Below are 20,747 nucleotides of genomic sequence, written 5' to 3' on the forward strand. Positions count from 1 at the left end.
CATTTCATGGCGGCTTTTCCCGCATGGTATTATTACCGCCCCGGCCCAAATATACAAGTTAGCGAATTTTTTCATTAAGCTTTATGCAATCCGCAACACTGCTGCATCCGTCTAACAAATCAACTGCCATGAAAGAAAAAATCAGCCTGCACGTACCTACCCCCTGCCACGAAGACTGGAATAAGATGACACCCACCCAACAAGGCCGCTTTTGTGGTAGTTGCGCTAAACAGGTAGTTGATTTTAGCCTGATGACCGACCAGCAAGTACTTAATTATTTTAGGAGTAATACCGGCAATACCTGCGGCCGATTTATGGGCAGCCAGTTGCAGCGGCCCCTGCAGCCAACAGCCATTGAAAGCAAAAAAAGCTGGTGGATAGCCTTGATGATGCCTGTTTTGCTGCTGTTTGATAAGGCGGATGCGCAGAAAAACAAGAAGCAACCTTTGTTGAATATTGCTGCTTTAAAAAATAATCCTCCGGATAAGGATGTCCTGCCTCCCACCAAAATACCCACCCGCACTGTTCTCGAAGAAGAAATACTTTTTACAGGTATGGTTAGCAGTAAGCTGGAGCAAAGCCTTAAACGGGATTTATCTACGCTCAGGGATACATTGATTGAAGGTTCTAAAATACTTACTCTAAGTGGCATTGTTGTGGATAGGAAGATGGATCCAATTCCCGGTACAAGCATAGTAGTAAAAGGCACAAAAATCGGTACTGCTGCAGGCATGGATGGAAATTTCAAGCTGGGTGTACCGGTTGAAAAGCCTGGTACTTTGGTATTAGTGGTTTCAAGTATAGGTTTTCAGGTTCGTGAATGGCCGGTTGAAGTAAACGCTGCAACATTTGCAAAAAGCGACACAATAAGTTTAGAAGTTGCGCCAATGCAATGCGACGAAGCTTTGTCTGGCGAGGTTGTAGTGGTAGGTGGGTTTACTAAAAAACGCCAGGGTATAGCAAGTATTTTTCCAAAGCTGCTACCTTTTAAAGAGTGGTTCAGGAATACCGCGTTCAGGGTTTATCCAAACCCGGCAATAACGGGCACAAACATAAATATTGACCTGAAAAAAGAAGGCGATTATACCATCCAGTTAAATGATAACAAGGGGGTACCGCATTTAGTAAAAAAGATAACTGTTGTAAAAGGGGCTACAGTTGTTCCGGTTACTATTCCGGCGCAGTTAACAAGCGGCATGTATCATATTCTTGTAACAGATGAAAAGAAAAAGAAGCGCTACTCAGATAAAATAATTATTGAATAATACCCTCTCATCCTTAAAGCATCTTGCCATGAGCGAAAAAATCTCTCTATATATACCTACCCCATGCCACGAAAACTGGGATAGTATGACACCCACCCAACAGGGCCGGTTCTGCAGTAGTTGCGCTAAACAGGTAGTTGATTTTAGCCTGATGACCGACCAGCAAGTACTTAATTACTTTAAGAATAACACCGGCAATACCTGCGGCCGTTTTATGACCGACCAGTTGCAGCGGCCCCTGCAGCCAACAGCCATTGAAAGCAAAAAAAGCTGGTGGATAGCATTGATGATGCCTGTTTTATTGCTGTTTGAAAAAGCCGGTGCCCAGAAAAGGCAAATGCAGGGTAAAATAAAAGCTTTAACGGAAACAGCGATGATAGGTGATGTCCAAAAGATAGATAGTGTGGCTGTCCCTGTGGTAGTTAACGGCAAGGTCACTGATGAAGAAGGACTGCCGCTATCATCAGCCAATATATGTCACACAGGCACTGGGCAATTAACTGTTACTGATATGTATGGCAACTTTAATTTGGTTGTTCAAAAATACATAGGCAGGTTAGAACTTGAGATTTCCTTTATTGGGTATCAAAGAAAAGTATGTACTGTCCAAAATACAGATACCTCTGAGACTTTTATCCTGAGGAAAGAAGTAAAGGAATTAGAACCAGTAATTGTATCATCTGGAGGTTTAAACTCTTGTGGGAGGATTACTGGTCTTGTTTCCATAATAACAGTGACACGGCAGGATAAGATGGATACCTCATGGAGAAAAATAAAAGGAAAACGGGCATTTGATTTTTATCCTAATCCTGCTGTAAGGGGTTCCGTTATAAACCTGAATTTTAAGAAAGAAGGTGACTACTCTATTCAATTGATTGCAAACAATGGATCGTTGTTAACGGTAAAAGACGTTAGCATTATTAAAGGGGCTTCAACTTCTTTCCTTGCGATTCCTTCATCTGCGTCAGCCGGTATTTATTACCTGCGTGTAGTGGATAAAAAACAAATCAAACACTATACTGAAAAAATAATGATTCAATAATTGTGTAATTAATTTCGTCCTATCATCTAACATAAAACTTGTGTTATGAAACGCCTTTTGTTTTTAAGCCTTTCACTTTGTTTACTTGCTTTTACGGTTATTTATAAAGAACCAAGAACCATAAACGGTATAGTGACAGATGCTTTTGGTAAGCCTGTTACCGGGGCATCTATACAAATAAAAGGTACCCGTAATGGAACAATTACAGATACAGCCGGCTTTTTTAGTATTACAGTGCCTGATGAAAATGCAATTCTTATTATTAGTGCGCTTTCTTTCAATGTACAGGAAATAGCAATTGCAGGCAAAACAAACATTACTGCTGTTATGCAGCCGGCTACAGCACTGCTGGAGGAAGTTGTGATAACTGGTTATTCACAAAGTTTACAAGGTAAAGTAGCAGGCGTTACGATAAGAGGCGCTAGAACAACGTTTGCAAAACGAAAGGGGCAGTATGCTCCAGTAGAGAAAAAAGATTATGATGGAGCATACGATGAAGATGTCTCCTGGCGCTACAGCAACAACTTCAATACAGAATCTTACGACCATATTACCGAGAACCCATACCTGAAAGTAAACGATAACCCGCTGTCCACTTTTTCTATTGACGTGGATGCCGCCTCTTACAGCAATGTGCGCCGGTTCATTAATGAGGGCCAGTTACCACCTGCCGGTGCTGTGCGTATAGAAGAAATGATCAATTATTTCTCCTACGAGTATCCTCAGCCCAAAGATGAAGAACCCTTTAGTGTAAATACAGAAATATCTACTGCACCCTGGAATGCCAAACACAAGCTGGTGTTAATCGGGTTACAGGGCAAAAAGATTCCTTATGATAACTTGCCTGCATCCAACCTGGTGTTTTTAGTGGATGTGAGCGGCAGTATGCAGGACGACCGCAAGTTGCCGTTGGTGCAGGCTTCTTTAAAGCTTCTGGCAGATCAGCTTAGGCCACAGGATAAAGTATCAATTGTTGTTTATGCAGGCAACGCCGGGTTGGTATTACCGGCTACCAGCGGCGCCAATAAAACTGCTATTAAAGACGCGGTTGATAAATTAGAAGCAGGTGGCTCTACAGCAGGCGGGGAAGGTATTAAACTGGCTTACAAAGTAGCTAAGCAAAACTTTGCCAAAGGCGGCAACAACCGCGTAATACTTTGTACAGACGGCGATTTTAACGTGGGCATTAGCAGCGACGACGCTTTGGAAAGGCTGATAGAAGAAGAGCGTAAAAGCGGTATTTTTTTAACGGTACTCGGCTATGGTATGGGTAATTACCAGGATAGCAAAATGCAGAAGCTGGCCGATAAAGGCAATGGCAACCATGCTTATATTGACGGTTTGAATGAAGCAAAAAAAGTATTGGTGAATGAGTTTGGCGGTACACTATTCACTATAGCCAAAGATGTAAAACTGCAGGTAGAATTCAACCCCACAAAAGTGCAGGCTTATCGTTTAATAGGTTACGAAAACAGGATGCTGGCCAAAGAAGATTTTAACAATGATAAAAAAGATGCAGGCGATATGGGCAGCGGCCACACGGTAACAGCATTGTACGAAGTAATACCGGTAGGCGTAAAGGATGAAGCGCTGGACAGTGTGGATGCATTGCGTTATCAAAAAACACCCAGTAAGCAGGTTGCTGCCAATTATGGCAACGAAATAATGAATATAAAACTGCGCTACAAAAAACCGGATGGGGAGGTAAGCAAACTTCTTGAGCACCCGTTGATGGATAACCTGCAGGATTTTATGAGCACCACCAGCAACTTTAGGTTTGCGGCAGCGGTTGCTGAATTTGGTATGCTGTTACGCAACTCTAAATACAAAGGCGACGGCAGTTTTAAACTGGTAACCTCGCTGGCTAAAAATGCGATAGGTGACGATGCGCAAGGTTACCGTCGTGAATTTTTACAAATGGTAGAGAATGCTGCTTTATTGCAGGGCAATAAAGAAACGGCCCAGGCAGAGTAGGTACTTGCCGGTGATAAGTTTTACGAAGCACGTTTGCTGTTACACTTTGCGCCAGGGATTGAAATGGATACCCCGCTGAAGCCATCGCAGCATGGCTATGTGGCGGAGTAGTAATGGAAAGCCCGGCCCGCCCTGTATTTTGGCGGGGGCGCCATAAAATATTTTCTTATTATCCTATAACTCAAACTGTCGGCTTACAGCCGTGTCAATCCTAAGTCTTCTTAGCCAAAGCTTCCGGGGAGCATTACTTTCCGGGGGCTTTATTTTTGTACGCAGGGTGGTATTCCTGCAAAGTGGCACGCAGGTAATCCCTGTCGAGGTGAGTGTATATTTCGGTTGTGGTAATGCTTTCGTGGCCCAGCATTTCCTGTACGGCACGCAGGTCGGCCCCGCCTTCCACAAGGTGTGTGGCAAAAGAATGGCGCAGTGTGTGTGGTGAAATGTTTTTGGTAATTCCTGCCTTTTTTGCCAGGTCTTTAATAATGTAAAATATCATAACACGGCTTAGCGCAGCGCCATGTTTACTAAGGAATAAATGATCTTCAAAACCCTTTTTTACCGGTTGATGAATGCGTATATGGTCTTTGTAAAGGCGTATGTATTTAACCGCATCCCGGCCGATAGGTACCAGCCTTTCCTTATCGCCTTTGCCAATAACCCGTACAAAGCCAACATCCAGGTAAAGGCTGCTTATTTGCAGGTTCACAACTTCGCTAACCCGCAAACCACAACTGTACATGGTTTCCAGTATGGCTTTGTTGCGGCCGCCATCGGGTTTGCTAAGGTCAATTTCGGCAATCATGTTTTCAATTTCTTCAAAGCTCAGCACATCCGGCAGGGCCCGTTTAAGCCTCGGCGCTTCCAACAGGGTAGAAGGGTCTACCTTGGTAATGTCTTCGCTAAGGCAATACTTGTAAAACCCACGTATGCCGGAGATAATGCGTGCCTGCGATGCAGGCGTCATGCCAAGCTCTGCCACCCACTGTACAAAATGTTGCAGGTCTTTCAACTCTATTTCATCCGGCGCTTTGGCATTACCTGTTGCCAGCAGGTATTCTGTAAGCTTGTCAACATCATGCAGGTATGCTTCTACGGAGTTATCGCTTAACGATTTTTCCAGTTGCAGGTAAGCTTTAAAGCCTTTCTTGTAAGCGTTCCACATGGTGCATGCTGTTTTGCAAAATAACAAAGCCGGTAATTTTTGTGGATTACATTATTTGGCTGTTGCGGTTAATTGAAATTCCTTTGAATGCAAATAAACATATAATTTACCCATTGCATGCAGCCTGTTAACATGCGCTCCTTTAAACAAAAAGTGCGCTACCATAAAAAGAATTTCAAGCGTTTTTTAGGCAAGCTGGAAAAGAACCCGCCACGCAACCTTGATAAGCTTGCTGTTGAAGTTGATAAGGAAGTATGGGGCGAAACGGATTGCCTTACCTGCGCCAACTGCTGCAAAAACATGACGCCTACTTTTACCAATAAGGATATAAAACGCATAGCTGCCCACCTGGGCATGACCAAGCCGGCGTTTACAGATAAGTGGCTGAAGCAGGATAAAGACAAAGACTGGGTAAATAAAACCGAACCTTGCCAGTTTCTTGACCTGAATACGAATATGTGTTCCATTTACGAAGTGAGGCCCGATGACTGTGCCGGCTTTCCACACCTGCGTAAAAAGAAGATGGTGGAATACATTCACGTACACCAGCAAAATATTGAATACTGTCCAGCCACATTCAACATGGTAAAGCGTATGATGGAACGGCTAACCTGAGTTTGTTGCTTATTGGTGTTTGAAGCAGGCAAAGCCTGCTTTTTTATTATGGGCCGGGCAGAGGTGCAAGCATGAGGCTTCCGTTGCGTCGCATTCTTGTACGTTTGGGTCCGCTACTCAGCTTTTCCTGCAGGGTAGGTTTGTACCTGTACTTTCACCATTCTCACCACTAATCAAAAATTTACGCAAACGTTTGATACAGCTTATCAAACGTTTGCGTAACCAGTGTAGATCCTCAACTGTTTTTGCTGATATCAATTATGTTGCAACTTAGCGTATTAAGCCGGGTACAGCATGTTAATGCTTTACACGTAGTTTGCGGTTTGGCAGCAAAGGGCGCTGTTCCATATAGTCGCACCAAGCCTGTATATGCTGGCCTTGTGTACGCTATCATTCAGCAAAGTGCTGCCGGGGAAAATTGGAGCAGGCTTCCGCTTGTCCACATAACCACAAACTCATTTTCCTGCAGGCCTTTTGGCTGGCAGCAAAATAAGGCGTAAGCCTTCGTAAATTTTCGTTGGCGGTAGTAAAACCGCAAAATCCTTACTGTTTGCATGGTTTGCAGCAAACGTATGCATTGTATTTTTTTATAATATTTCAAAAACTGGCGCAAGCGTTTGCATGGCAGTATCAAACGTTTGCGGTAATATGTACTTTTTACACACCTGAAAAATCTTCTGGAATTAGTTGCATTTTCGCCCTGTGAAACAGAAAGCAATTCCAACAATCCGGTACAGCAAAAAGGATACTTACAACAACAAAATTCCAACCGGATACACAAGTCAATTTTCCGCGCCAATCAAAAACAATAAGCCACAAAGCCTTTTAAAGGCTACAAGGGCAGGTTACGGCGGCATACCCCCGATAACAAATTTTACCATCAATGCTATCGCAGTATGCAGATAGCAACAGAACCATGAATTAAACGCTTCATTTGCTGTTGCCCACTGTTGTATGGGTGCGCCGCAAATGGAGTTGCCAATACGCAACCGGCCTCCGGGATGCATTGATAATATGCCAGTGTATCCGCCTTTTTTATCGCATATAAAGGAAGCCCGTTTAATAAACCGTACCAATACCAGTTATTTGGAGTACCGGTTGCAAACAAAAGGATGTGCCCCCGTCACTGCAAATCAGCCCGGGAGAAGCTGTTGGCCAAGCGGATATTACCAACTTCTTAAAAACCAGGCCAAGAGTTTCCGGCAGATTTACCTGGCAGCAGCCAGGGCAGTGACAGGGGTGCGCATACCTTACCGCAATTTGTAAAGAAGGAAAGCCGGCACTACCGGCATAATATACCTGCTTTGTGTACAGATATATTAAATAGAACACGGATGACAAGGATAAAACGGATACGTAGGATTTTTAATGCTGCTTTGCAGCATTAGCCGTGCAAATCCATACTTGTTTTGGTGGGTAGGCTTGATTTTTTAATGGATGTTTTCGCAAATGCGAAAACAAACAGTGAAAATCCATTCTATCCGTGTCATCCGTGTTCCATTTGTTTCTTCAAAAAATGTTTACGCACAGTAGCATAATATACAGCGAGACACTTAGCCAGTTTTACCAAACAAAGCCCTGCATTTGCGGGGCTTTTGGGTTGTTTTTATTGGGAGACGATTACGATAAGACTGGCAACCGGCTTTCGGGTGAGGGATTGAAGCGGCTACCCCGCTGAAGCCTTCGCAGCCCGGCTTTGTGGCGGAGTAATAGCGGAAAGCCCGACCCCTTGCGATAGCTTGGGGGCACCCCCTAAAATCCTATTGGAAAATATTCATGTTTACCGTTGCAGGTTGTTTAAATACGTTGCCCTTTATCCTGTATGTCCAGCAGGTAGGTAAACAGGTTGGTTTCGGTGGCAACTTGTAATTTTTTGCGCAGGCGGTAACGGCTTATTTCAACCCCTCTTACTGAAATGTTCATCAGCCTGGCCATTTCCTTTGTACTAAGGTTCATGCGCAGGTAGGCGCATAGCTTTAGCTCGTTGGGTGTTAGGTTGGGGTGTTGCTTTTTAAGGGCAATGAAAAAATCGTTGTGCACTTTATCGAAGTGTACGGCAAAATGCTCCCAGTCAGCATCCATATTTTCATCCTGGTCAAGTGTTTTTATCATTTTTTTTATCGCGTCCAGCGTACCCTGGTCTTCAGTGTTTTTGGTAAGCCTTTGCAATTCATCTTTCATGTTGGTAATCAACTCTCCTTTTTTTACCAGGTGCATGGTTGCAGATGCCATTTCTTTGTTTTTATGGTTTATCTCTGCTTCCAGTTTTTCATTGCGCAGTTTTACTATTTCTTTTTCGTTTTTTTCAAGCTCTAACTGGTGTACATCCCTCAGCCGCTTTTGTTTTTCCTCATACTGCATCTGCTGAAGTACGAACTTTTTTCTTTGCCACCTGTACGCAACCCAGGCTGCTGTTATGCCCAGGCATAAGTAGATGGCATAGGCCCACCAGCTTTGATACCAGGGCGGCAGAATGACAAAAGAATAGCCGCTGGCAACAGACTCAACACCCAGGTTATTTCTTGCCTTTACAAAAAAACGATAAGTGCCAGCCGGCAGGTAAGTGTATTCTTTTTCCGTCTTGTAATTCCAGTCAGACCAGCGCCTGTCGTGCCCCTCCAGGTAGCAGCTATATTCAATATTAGCCTGGTATTCATAAACAGGCGAGGAGAATTCAAAATGAAAAGAGTTCCATTGGTAGGTTACTGCAGGTATTTGCGGCTGGCTGTCTGTTTTGCCTGGTGCATAGCCATAATACAATATACTGTCTTTTTTGCCGGCTATTTTTACTTCCCGTATATGCGCTTTAACAGCGGAATGGTGTTGCTTGTATTTGGCATAATTGATATGAAAGTAGCCTTTTTCCGCACCCACAAAAACATTGTTGTCGTTTACAGGATAAACATGCTCAAAGCCGCTTACAAGTTTGTTGTTCAGCTCGCTTATATAAGTTGTTTGAGGTTTGCCTGTTGAAAAATCAACTACGCCCAGGTTTTTATCGAACACAAACCATACATTTCCGGAATTATCCTCCTTTAAATAACGGATAATGGTTTTGCCAAAAATATCCTTGAAAAAAGCGGAAGGCTCAAACTTGTCTGTGCGGGAATTATACTCATAAATGCCTTTGTCTGTGGCGGCAACAACCCGGTCTTTTATTTTAAAGATGTAATTGTTTTGGGTGGAAAGCCCATGTTTTTCCGCATACAGTTGAACGGAAGGTTTATCGTTTGCGGAAAGGGATACTTTAAAAACACCTTTGTAGGGATGGGATACCCAGATAGTACCATCATCTATGGTAACAAAACGTGCGGATTCAAAAGGCACATCCAGCGCATTATGAATAAAGCTGCCCTTTTGATAGTTATAAAAGCTAATGCCTTTGTAAGTGCCCGCAATAATGGTTGGGGAAGGCAATACGGAAGACAAAGGCAAAAAAGTCCAAAACCCGCTTGACTTGTCAAGGGGGGTGGCATTATTGTTTTCAACAAGATAAGCGCCTTCGTGATGCCCCATTAATAGCTGGTTGTTTACCACGGAGATATTCCACACCTGCCCGGCACTGCTGTTTACCGCGGTAAAGCCGGCCTTTACAAAGCTTAGGTCCTTGTCGCCTTCTTCAGCAAGCGAAGCTGAGTAAAGGCCGCTGGATGTAGCAATATAAAGCCTGTTGTTATGTATGATGCAGGAGTAACCGGAGCCCTCATTCTGGCTGTCTGGACGGATGTTCTTTATTGGGCTGTTGTAAGCTACATAATCTATTCCGGCATTAAGACCCAGCCATAAATTGTTGTAATGGTCTGCAAATACGCTAAGGATATTGTTGTCCTGCAGCCCCTCCTGGCGGGAAAAATGCTGTACAAGGCTGCCTTTTTTGTCTATAATAAAGCAACCCTTTGTGGTGGTAGCCAGGGCTATGTGGTTATCATCAGCAAGCGTGGCGGAATAAATAATACCGGACGAGATATTTTCCAGTGCCGGGGAAGACATTCTTGTGCAGTTGCTTCCGTTTAGCAGGTAAATGCCATTTTTAAGGGTTGTGATCATGGTGGAATCCCTGCCCGTTACTACAGCCGAAGTAATAATACAATTTTGGGGAAACGGATTTTGCAACAAAGGACGCCAGGTTCCCTTTTCAAACAGCAGCAGGTTAAAATGTTCGTCTTCTGCTACTACGCCCTGGTGGCTCAGCCCCATAAAAAGCCATTCGCCCCGGGTGGGGAATACCGTTATTTTTCCATTGCTGTAAACAAATATTTTTTGATTAGAACGAAAGAATAGCTGTTTACCGCTGCTCACAATGTCCCATACGTCAGAAAAAGAACGGTAGTTATCCGGTATTAAAGCGGTGAGGGAGTGATAAGCCAGTTGGCCGTTGTTATCGGGTAAAAAATAGCCCAGTTCATCCTGCCCGCCCACATAAATCCTGTTATCCTGCCCCAGTGCCAGGGAACGCACAATGGTTTTATTAGGCAGGGGGTATAAACGCCAGTGGGTACCATCAAAGCTTAATAACCCTTCGTTGTTGGCAAAATAAAGCAGGCCGTTGGCATCCTGGCAGGCATCCCAGTTCTGGGTTCCGGCCTTAAAAACCTGTTTTGGATAGTTAACAATTTCCGGTAACCCAATGGTATTCTGGCAGAATGCCTGTAAAGCAGGGAGTAGCAGGGCGATAAAAAAAATCAATTTCTTCATATGGTTAACCGCTGACAAATGTAGGGTAAAAGGGGTAAGTTGTGTGAATGTAGTACCGATTTTAGGCGACTGAAGAGGCTTGATGTAGTTTTGATGTAGTGCAAAACAATCCTTTTTGCCGTTTTTCCAAATAGTTTTACGCTCCCCAACTAAACACCAATTCTCAAAACTGTTTATTTAAAGATTGCTTATGAAAATGAAAAGTGCACTATTGCTCAGCACAGTCATTCTCGTGCCGGGCTTTTATTCCCAGGTTTTTTCCCAGGCGCTGCAGGTTACAGGCAAGGTAACCAGTAGATCTACCGGAGAGGCGTTACCAGGCGCCACCATCAGTATTAAAGGAAGTAATACCACCACCATTACCGGTATGGATGGAAATTTCAGGATTTCCGTTCCTCAAAGCGGGAGCGTGCTGGTTGTTACTTATACCGGCATGGCTACCCTGGAAAAGGTAGTTAACGGCGCAGGTACACTGAATTTTGAACTGGAAACCAGCGAAGACAAGCTGGAGGAAGTAGTTGTAGTAGGTTATGGCACCCAAAAGAAAACATCCCTTACCGCTTCCGTTGCCACAGTAAAAGGCAGCGATGTGCAGCGCCAACCGGTGGGCGACCTCACCAACGCACTTGGCGGCCGGGCATCCGGCGTACTGTTTACCCAGGCAAGCGGCCAGGCGGGCAACGATGCTTCCCGCATCATGATCCGTGGCATTGGCACCAACGGTAATTCCGCGCCTTTGCTGATAGTTGATGGCGTGCCGAGGAATTTCAGCCAGCTAAATCCCGCCGATGTTGAAACCATCAGCGTGTTAAAAGATGCTGCTGCCGTTGCACCCTATGGTCTTGGCGGGGCCAACGGTGTTATCCTGGTTACTACCAAAAAGGGTAAAACCGGCAGGCCAACACTTAGTTATGATGGTTATATAGGGCTGCAGAACCCTACCGTTATTACCAAATTTGTAGACTCTTACCAGTTTGGCCTGATGAAAAACGAGGGGGCACGTAATGCAGGTTCTACGGTAATGCCGTTTAGCGACGAGGTTCTTCAGAAATACCGCGATGGTTCCGATCCCGATAAGTATCCCAACATCAACCCGATTGATGATATGATTCAACGGAATACCATTATCTCCAGTCACAGCTTGTCGCTCACCGGCGGCAACGAAACCATAAAGTATAACATGGGGCTGGGTTATTTAACCCAGGAAGGCATGTTCCCCGGCATCAAATTCCAGCGATACAATGTATCTGCCGGTTTACAGGCACAGGCCACCAAGAGTACACTGGTAAGCATATCTTTTAATGGGCGTGTAGAAAAGAGGAACCTTTCCGGCGCAGGCTACAATAACCAGAGTATTTTTGAAAACCTGATCAATACTGTTGCCAACAGTACGCCACTGGTATATAGTAACGGCCTTCACCCTTATCTCTATGCAAACTTTTATGATAATCCCAGCTACCAGGATATTACAGGTAACACCCTGCTCAGCCAGTTTTCTATTGAGCAGAAGCTGCCTGTAAAGGGCTTGAGTGTAAAATTTGTGGGCTCGTATGATTTTAATCCTTTCGATCCTTACAACACCGATAACTCTGGCATAGCAAGCGTAACCCGCAGGTGGTATCAGTCTTTCCCGTACTATACGATAGACACAACCACCAATCCCTACACTTATCCTATGATACCGCCCGCTACACTTCCTTCGTTTAGCGAGGAGTATCACCAAACACAGGCATTTACTTACCAGGGCTATATTAACTATGCCGGCAATTTTGGCAATAGCGCAGTAACTGGTCTTTTGGTACTGGAATCAAGGAATACAAAGTCAATGAGGTTCGGTGCAGGCAGAAACAATTACAACCTGCCTATACCGGAACTGTTTGCCGGTGGTGGTGGTGAATCAGACATCACCAATGATGGTAACTCTGGCGGCACTAAACAACGTTCACTGGTGTACAGGGTTACGTATGGCTACGCCAACAAGTATTTGCTGGAGGCCTCGGGCCGTTATGACGGGCATTACTATTTCGCACCCGGCCGCAGGTTCGGTTTTTTCCCCGCCTTCTCTGCCGCATGGCGTATTTCACAGGAAAAGTTTATGCAGAATGTTAAATGGATAGATGAATTAAAATTCAGGGGCTCATGGGGCCAGTCAGCCAATCTTGCGGGTAGCCCTTACCAGTACCAGACAGGGTTCCAGCTCTACGGCAACTCAGCTATTCTTAACGGAACGCAAACACAGGGATTATACGAACGTGCCGAGGCAAACCCCAACATTACCTGGGAAAAAGCAATTAAAACAGACATTGGTATTGAAGCCAGGCTGTTTAAAGGGCTCCTGAATATTGAAGCGGATTATTTTCACGAGAAAAGGGACAATATGTTGCTGGCCCCAAGCGTAACGGTGCCTATTGAATACGGCGTTGACCTTTCACAGGTAAATGCCGGTGTTATGGTAAACCGCGGGTTTGAATTCACCATTTCCAGCGACTACAATATCAGTAAAGACCTGAAGATTGGGTTTAGCGGAAACTTTACCTACGCCAAAAACAGGATGGTGGAAATATTCGAAAACCCGGCCACTTATAATAACCCCAACCTAAGGAAAACAGGCCGGCCGCTGGATATTGGTTTTGGTTACCAAGCACTTGGTTATTTTACCCAGGATGATTTTACCAGTACAGGCGACCTTAAGGAGGGCATCGCCCGGCAAACATGGAACGATAAGCTGTTTCCTGGAGACATCCGTTATGCCGACCTGAGCGGGCCTGATGGTAAGCCCGACGGATTGATTGACTTTAACGACCAGATAGCCATGAAGTACCCCGGCTATCCAGCTATTGTTTACGGTTTTACACCCAGCATCAGCTATAAGGGATTTGAATTGTCGTTGTTATTCCAGGGCGTTGGCCAAAGAGAAATACAAATAGCCAATTCCGCCGCATGGGCATTCGATAACAACAAAAATGCGCCCATTACCACGCTTGATTACTGGACGCCGGAAAACCCCAATGCTTCTTACCCCAGGATGACTACCACGCCAACGCCTAATAATACGCAGGCGTCCACTTTCTGGCAAAGAAGTGTTTCTTATCTAAGGTTAAGAACGGGTATGTTAAGTTATACTTTGCCAGGCCGTGTAACCAGCAAACTGGGCATGAGCATGGTATCAGTGTATTTGTCAGGCCAAAACCTGGTAACGTGGACACCCATCGAAAACTTTGACCCTGAAATAAGCAACGGCAGGGGCTGGTATTTTCCCACGCAAAAGGCGGTTACCGCTGGCTTAAGGGTTCAATTCTAATCTTAAACTTCAATTGTTATCTGTATGAAATCTATAATAAATAACAGAAGGCTTTTAATACAGGCCGTGGTATGTGTGTTTTTACTGGCGGGCTGTAAAAAAGACGATTTCCTGGAAGTGCCCAATACCGGCGCAGTAAGCAGCGAAACTGCATTTGCCACCGAGGCCGCGGCAGACCTTGTGCTAAACGATGTGTACAGCAACCTGCCAGACCTCAACAACTTTATCTTCGAACCTTTCGATAGCTGGACGGACGATCTGATGACTGGTTTTAACTGGAACATCAGCTCCCAGGTAGCCAGGAGCAAGGCCAATATCAACTCTAATTCAGAACTTTGGTATACCTGGTCCGGCGCCTCTATGTGGCTGGAATGGGGTACGTTGTACAAAAAAGTGCGGAAGTGCAACGTATTTATACAGGGCGTGGAAAACTCTGCCCTGCCCGATACTTACAAAGGCAGAAAAATTGCTGAAGCAAGAACTTTGCGTGCCTTTTTCTACCAGCAGTTGTGGACTTTATATGGCGGTGTTCCCATTATCACAAAGCCCGATAATAAAAACACGGATGGAGATGCCATCTTTCACCCACGGGCAACTTTTGATGAAACTTTTACTTTTCTTCAAACAGAACTGGCAGAAGCCGCAGCCGCGCTGCCGGATAATAGCGGCAACAATGGCCAGGGTAAAATAACCAAAGGCGCAGCTTTAACCATAAAGGGTTGGGTTGAGCTGTATTATGCCAGCCCGCTTAACAACCCGGGTAACGATGCAGCCAGGTGGGCTACAGCAGCGGCTACCAATAAGCAGGTAATGCAACTGGGCTACAGCCTCTATCCTAAGTACGACGAATTCTTTCTCACCACCGGTAACGGAAACAATGAGGGTATCCTGTATCGGGAGTATCTTACTGTAAAACAAGGCAGCAATATTATTGGCTACCAGGGGCCTAACTATGTAGGGACCAACTGGCTTAGCTGGGGTGGTTCTACACCTACGCAGGAATTGGTAGATGATTATGCCATGGCCAACGGCAAAGTAATCAGCGATGCCGGCTCCGGCTATAATGCGCAAAACCCTTATGCCAACAGAGAGCCTCGTTTCCGCCAGTCTATCTTATACAATGGCAACACCTTTAACGGCACTGTATTTTTAAGTGCGGTAGGCTCCGGCAACAATGCTATTGACCTGGCCGATGCTACCGATAACACCAATACCGGCTACTGCACCAAGAAAAGAATGGATACTACCGTAAACATTTTCCAGGGCGGTGCAAGTGCACAGAATTATTATTACTTCCGTTATGCCGAAGTGCTGTTGAACTATGCCGAAGCGCAAAATGAGGCCGTAGGCCCAGACGCTTCTGTGTATGCCGCCATAGACGAAATAAGAACAAGGGCTGGCATACCCACACTTACCGCTGTTTATCCCGGCCTTACTAAAGACCAGATGCGTACCATGATACGCCGCGAAAGAAGAGTGGAACTTGCTTTTGAAGGCAAGCGCTATTTCGACCTGCTGCGTTGGAAAATAGCCGAAGTAAACCTCAACAAAGTAATGCACGGTATGGAAATAACCTCCAACGGCAGCGGTGGTTACAATTACAAGGTAATTAACGCGGTACCTTCAGGTGCGCCACAATGGTCTTTCGATAAAAATAAGAATTACCTGTTGCCTATTCCGTTGAATGCGTTGGGGCAAAACCCGGCTATGAAAGATCATCAAAACCCGGGATATTAATAAGCGGCTATATTATCGAAAAATTTTCAGGGGGTGCCCCCAAGCTATCGCAAGGGGTCGGGCTTTCCGCTCGTACTCCGGCACAAGGCAGCACTGCGATGGCCTCACCGGGGTACCCGCTTCAATCCCTCACCCAAAGTGTAACCTGTTGCCTTTTTTGCAGGCAGGTTTTTGCCGGGCATAGTCAATAAGCACGGGTGTTTAACATAGAGATTTCTTCTTTTTAATGTGTGGTTCCCTCTTTGCTGTTGGTTATACAGCAGCAACAGGAAAGTTTTGCCCAAAGCTTAAGGGCGGGTACATACCAATGGTTATTTTTATAAACTCAAAACTTGAAACAGTGAAAAGAAATATACTGCTCGCTACACTTTTAATGGCATGCTGTTGCCAGGTAGTTACCGCCCAAACGGATGACCGCAAATGGCAACTTGTTTGGAGCGATGAGTTTGATTACACAGGATTGCCAGACAGCACAAAATGGGGTTACGATACAGGGGGCCATGGCTGGGGTAACAACGAGAAACAGTTTTATACGGTAAAAAGATTACAGAACGCCTCTGTAAAAAACGGCTTATTAAGCATTACAGCGGTTAAAGAAAAGTATAAAAATGCCGGTTACACATCAGCCAGATTATTAAGTAAAAACAAAGGCGATTGGAAGTATGGCCGCATAGAGGTAAGGGCCCAACTGCCTAAAGGGCGGGGCTTGTGGCCCGCTATATGGATGTTGCCCACCGACTGGAAGTATGGCGACTGGCCCATCAGCGGCGAAATTGACATCATGGAGCATGTAGGCTACCTGCCAGATTCTCTTTTTGGCACGGTACATACAGGGGCTTATAACCACCGCATTGGAACGCAAAAAGGAAACAACATTTTCCGTAATGATGTTTCCAGTGCTTTTCACAATTATGTTTTGGTGTGGGATGAAAATAAAATGGAAATCTACGTGGATGACGAGAAGTATTTCACCTTCAACAACGAAAAAAAGACTGAGAAAGAATGGCCCTTCGACCAGCGTTTTCACTTGCTGCTCAATGTAGCCGTAGGCGGCGATTGGGGTGGCAAAAAAGGGATAGATGATGCTGTTTTCCCGCAGAGTATGCAGGTGGATTATGTACGGGTGTACCAGTAGATAATGCAATCAGCGCATTACTTTGTAATGCTGCTCAACAAATTCCATCAACTGTTTAGCTAAATAAAATAGGCCGGGTAGAAACCCGGCCATTTTTTTCTACTTTTTAATTGTCACATGGATAACCCCCGCTATCCATTTTCACTTTCACCTTTTTAACAGTTTATATAAAGTTTATTCTTTCAAAATATAGGGGCCTGCATAGAAATGCTGCCCCGTTTTTTAATCCAATATCCTATGAAAAACCTGCCTGATATTTTCAATGCCCATGCCAATCGTAATAGCCTTTCATTTTCAATTAGTTACAGGAAATTTTCCTTAACCGTATTCTCTTTATTGGAAAAACAGGTTTCAAAATGAAGCTGGAAGGTTTAGTTTGGTAACTGCCGCGCTGAACATCTTACCAGGGAAATGTCATTAACTTAAGAAGCCAGCAGTTTTTTATTGCCCGAAGGGCATAAATAACAATAGCCACGGGTAAAACCCGTGGTTAGCGAATAAATCGTCCAGCAACCCTGTAAGGGTTGAATATGCTCAAGGTTCAACCCTTGCAGGGTTGATCTTCCATGCTGAGGTAACCCCGGTTTACAACCGGGGCTATGGTTAGTAAAGCCTTTCAGGCTTTTATAGAAAGCTGTTTTGCTGACATTTCGCTATGAGTATAATTGAGTTGGTAGGCTCTTCCCAATCAGATGTTAAATAACTCGTTGTCTCATCAAATTCCCGCCTGCCTGTAGGCAAACAACTTGCATATCAGCATGGAACATAACAGTTAAGACCGCCCATTCTGTAAATTTGAAGCGCAGCAAATGTGCAGTTTGCTGCTATTTGTAAATGGATTGTATTATAACGATTGTTTTTATATGACATATTGCCGGAAATCTGCTGTGGAAGATAATGTGGTGCTTACGTCCGTTTGATTGCTATGCCTGTTCAATTTTGCAACAAGTTTTAATGTAGGATTGTAGCGTAAGTACAAACTTTGCCACTACTAAAACAATCGCAGATAGCGGGCATATTGCATAACACAGCATAGCAGGGCGGCACAACCGCAAACATTTAACGTTGAACAAAGGAACATTGAACAATTAAAACCTGTCTCCTGAAGGACAAGGAAAAAAAGACGAATAGTCGTTAAGGCGTACAAGAGTGCGACGCAACGGAAGCCTCATTCTTATTCCTGCTGCCGGGCCCATAAAAATGCTTTGCCGGTAACGGATAACCATTGGTAAAATGCTTAATCCTGTTTCAAGTGAAAACTGCCATATAAACGAATGCTTTTAATTTTTGTATAGATGCCTGGTAAAAACAAATTTGCGGAAAGGAAAAAATTATTGGTAGTAACAGCCATATTGCTGGCATGTGTAACCGGGCCATTGCTGGTAGTTCATGCCCAGTCTGAAGTTGCGGAATCAACACCACCCCCGGCCTCTTTCTGGCTTTGGGATTTTTTTGGCAGGCTGCACCCGCTGGTGGTTCACTTTCCTGTGGGCCTGTTGTTTTTTGCGGCGATACTTGAACTATTTACCTTAAAAAATTTTCGGGCAAAACTTCGTCCCGGCATTAATGTACTTGTGGTTGCAGGCGCTGTATCCGCGGTTGTATCGGCGGTATTTGGGTTGTTACTTGCCAGGAATGGTGATTATGGTAAAGATATTCTGGCCATTCACCAGTGGACGGGTATTGCCACAGCATTGCTTGGCGTACTGGCACTGGTAATTTTAAGAAGGGCTGAAAAACAGAATAACAGCAGTTTGGTTAAAGCCTATCGCGGCGTACTTTTTTTTACCGCACTGGGCGTTTCTGTTGCCGGCCATTATGGTGGGTCGCTTACACATGGCAGCGATTACCTTTCAGAAACATTACCGTGGAGCGAGGGTTACAAACCGGGCATATCTTCCAGCATAAACTTTGCTTCGCTGAAAGATGACACTGCAAAGCTTACACCTAACCAGGAAGCGGAATTGAGCATGCAGGTAAAAACCATCTTTGCCCATAACTGTTACAAATGCCATGGCTCAGAAAAAGTAAAGGGCGATTTGCGGCTTGATGTGAAAGAAATGATTTTTAAAGGTGGCGAACATGGGCCTGTAATTGTTGCCGGCAACGCGTTGGAAAGCGAAATATTAAAACGTATAACACTGCCGGAAGGGGATAAAAAAGCCATGCCTTCTAAAGACAAAAGATTGTCGCAGCAGGAAATTGACATCATCAAATTATGGATACAGAAGGGCGCCCCCTGGCCGGCCAATTCAGAGAAAGATGTAATGTTCCGTGTGGCCCGGCTTCAGCCCAGGAACCCGCCGCTACCTAAGGCTACAGAAGGTTTAACCAACCCTGTTGATATATGGGTAAATGAATACTTTAAAAAGAATGAAACAGATTGGCCTGAACTGGTAGCTGACAGGGTTTACCTGAAACGTATTTACCTGGATATAATTGGTTTATTGCCAACGCCGGAGGAAGAAAAAAACTTTACAGCAGATAAAAGAACAGATAAAAGAGCGCAATGGGTACGGCAACTGCTTAACCGTAACGACGATTATGCCGGGCATTGGCTTACCTTTTGGAATGATGCCTTGCGCAACGATTATACTGGTACAGGCTATATTACCGGCGGACGGTTTAATATATCTGACTGGCTGTACAAATCCCTGCAATCTAATAAACCTTATAACCAGTTTGTACAGGAACTGATTAGCCCTACCGAAGAATCCAAAGGATTTATTGAAGGCATAAAATGGCGGGGCGTTATTAATGCCAGCCAGAAAACAGAAATGCAGGCGGCGCAAAATGTATCGCAGGTATTCCTCGGGCTTAACCTTAAATGCGCATCCTGTCACAACAGCTTCATCAGCAACTGGAAGCTGTCAGATGCTTACGCGTTTGCCACCATATTCGCCGATACCGCCCTGGAAATAAACCGCTGCGATAAGCCTACGGGAAAGTTTATAAAGCCCGCCATGCTTTGGTCTGAGTTGGGTAACATAGACAGTGCTGCCACCACTTCAGTTAAAAGAAAACAGTTATCAGAAAATATTACCAACCCGTTAAATGGCCGTTTGTACCGCACATTAGTAAACCGGGTATGGGCGCAAATGATGGGCCGTGGCCTTGTTGAACCTGTTGATGTAATGGACAACGAACCTTGGAGCCAGGATTTGCTGGATTGGATGGCCTTTAATTTTGTTGAAGGTAAATGCGATATTAAAGAGCTTATCTATCTTATCGCTACATCCAACACCTACCAATTGCCTTCTGTTGCCGTGAAAGACCCCAACAAAATAACGGCACAGGACTTTAAGTTTAAAGGAATGCTGCGAAAACGCATGACTGCTGAGCAATTTTCTGATGCGGTAAGCGAAGTAATTGAACCTGTATTTCCTGATTCGCTGATGGGGTATAATCCATACAAGGAAAAAGGAAAAGAAAGTATTAAGCCGCTGTTTACAAGGGCCGCACTGGTAATCAACAATCCCTTCCTGATAGCGCTGGGCAGGCCCAGCCGGGAAACGGTTTCAACAGGCCGGGAATCGCAGGCAAACCTGCTGCAGGCGCTGGAATTGACCAAGGGAGAACGGCTGGACGGGGCTTTAAAAAGCGGCGCCGAAAAATGGTTGAAACAATACCAAAAAGCCGATGTAATCATTAACGAATTGTACAGCAGAGCTTTTAACAGGCAGCCGGATAAAAAAGAGTTTGAAGCCGCTAAAAAAGCGCTTGGGGATAACCCGGGCGTGGCAGAAGTGCAGGATCTTTTCTGGGCGGTGGTACTGTTGCCGGAGTTCCAGATAATTTATTAAACAGTTTCAATTTTAATA

General features: G+C 44.8%; 10 protein-coding genes. 8 read left to right on the forward strand and 2 right to left on the reverse strand.

What is annotated here, in order from left to right; all coding sequences use genetic code 11:
* Positions 1–128 precede the first annotated feature (128 nt).
* From F0364_RS01305 to F0364_RS01315, 3 genes are all read left to right on the forward strand, one after another.
* Positions 129–1,265, forward strand: a complete 1,137-nt coding sequence (locus tag F0364_RS01305; RefSeq protein ID WP_207632453.1) for a carboxypeptidase-like regulatory domain-containing protein — start codon at positions 129–131, stop codon at positions 1,263–1,265.
* A gap of 214 nt (positions 1,266–1,479) precedes the next feature.
* On the forward strand, positions 1,480–2,307 hold the full coding sequence (locus F0364_RS01310; protein ID WP_207632454.1) for a T9SS type A sorting domain-containing protein: 828 nt from the start codon (positions 1,480–1,482) through the stop codon (positions 2,305–2,307).
* Positions 2,308–2,352: 45 nt separating this feature from the next.
* A complete protein-coding gene (locus F0364_RS01315) occupies positions 2,353–4,281 on the forward strand; it encodes a vWA domain-containing protein (protein ID WP_153795933.1) in 1,929 nt (642 codons plus the stop codon).
* Positions 4,282–4,525: 244 nt separating this feature from the next.
* Here F0364_RS01315 and xerD read toward each other — a convergent pair whose 3' ends face one another.
* The gene (gene xerD, locus F0364_RS01320; protein ID WP_153795934.1) at positions 4,526–5,443 is read right to left on the reverse strand and encodes a site-specific tyrosine recombinase XerD; all 918 of its coding nucleotides are present in this window, start codon (positions 5,441–5,443) and stop codon (positions 4,526–4,528) included.
* 117 nt (positions 5,444–5,560) lie between these two features.
* Here xerD and F0364_RS01325 point away from each other — a divergent pair, with 117 nt between their 5' ends.
* Positions 5,561–6,058, forward strand: coding sequence for a YkgJ family cysteine cluster protein (locus tag F0364_RS01325; protein ID WP_153795935.1), 498 nt, complete (start codon positions 5,561–5,563; stop codon positions 6,056–6,058).
* Positions 6,059–7,855: 1,797 nt separating this feature from the next.
* Here the strand turns inward: F0364_RS01325 and F0364_RS01330 are convergent.
* Entirely contained in the window at positions 7,856–10,753 is a 2,898-nt protein-coding gene (locus F0364_RS01330; protein ID WP_153795936.1) for a ligand-binding sensor domain-containing protein, read from the reverse strand.
* Positions 10,754–10,943: 190 nt separating this feature from the next.
* On the opposite strand from F0364_RS01330, the gene F0364_RS01335 reads away from it, so the two are divergent.
* From F0364_RS01335 to F0364_RS01350, 4 genes are all read left to right on the forward strand, one after another.
* Positions 10,944–14,054 carry a SusC/RagA family TonB-linked outer membrane protein gene (locus tag F0364_RS01335; protein WP_153795937.1) on the forward strand — a complete coding sequence of 1,037 codons (3,111 nt, stop codon included), beginning with the start codon at positions 10,944–10,946 and terminating at the stop codon, positions 14,052–14,054.
* A 24-nt stretch (positions 14,055–14,078) separates the two neighbouring features.
* A complete protein-coding gene (locus F0364_RS01340; protein WP_153795938.1) occupies positions 14,079–15,791 on the forward strand; it encodes a RagB/SusD family nutrient uptake outer membrane protein in 1,713 nt (570 codons plus the stop codon).
* A gap of 340 nt (positions 15,792–16,131) precedes the next feature.
* Positions 16,132–16,926: a glycoside hydrolase family 16 protein gene (locus tag F0364_RS01345; protein ID WP_207632455.1), complete on the forward strand. Its 795-nt coding sequence runs from the start codon at positions 16,132–16,134 to the stop codon at positions 16,924–16,926.
* A gap of 1,295 nt (positions 16,927–18,221) precedes the next feature.
* On the forward strand, positions 18,222–20,729 hold the full coding sequence (locus tag F0364_RS01350; protein WP_153795939.1) for a DUF1549 domain-containing protein: 2,508 nt from the start codon (positions 18,222–18,224) through the stop codon (positions 20,727–20,729).
* Positions 20,730–20,747 lie beyond the last annotated feature (18 nt).

The organism is Foetidibacter luteolus (assembly GCF_009650435.1).
Classification (GTDB): Bacteria; Bacteroidota; Bacteroidia; order Chitinophagales; family Chitinophagaceae; genus Foetidibacter; species Foetidibacter luteolus.